The organism is Herbaspirillum sp. C7C2 (assembly GCF_022627865.1).
Classification (GTDB): Bacteria; Pseudomonadota; Gammaproteobacteria; order Burkholderiales; family Burkholderiaceae_D; genus Herbaspirillum; species Herbaspirillum frisingense.
In genome coordinates this window covers 1-276 of sequence record NZ_JABXGI010000072.1, presented here as the reverse complement: position 1 = coordinate 276, position 276 = coordinate 1, and the positions used below count along the sequence as shown (strand labels likewise).

Sequence of the window (276 nt, the reverse complement as noted above, 5' to 3'; positions counted from 1 at the left end):
GACCTGATGAGCCACGTGCGCTACCCGACCGACCTCTTCAAGGTCCAGCGCGACGTCCTCGGGATCTACCACATCGACACCGCCGGTTCGTTCGCCCAGCAGGACAACCGCTGGCAGACGCCCAACGACCCGCGCAGCGACGCGGTGCTCCAGCCTCCGTACTACCTGACGATGCAGATGCCGGGTCAGGATTCGCCCCGGTTCTCGATGTTCTCGACGTTCATCCCGTCGGTGACGGGGAGCGGCGGCAACCGAGATGTTCTGATGGGCTATCTC

At 64.5% G+C, this 276-nt stretch carries 1 protein-coding gene; it reads left to right on the top strand.

The window, feature by feature from the left end:
* A partial coding sequence (locus HWE04_RS24275; protein WP_241813933.1) for a UPF0182 family protein occupies positions 1-276 on the top strand: 276 nt, incomplete at both ends.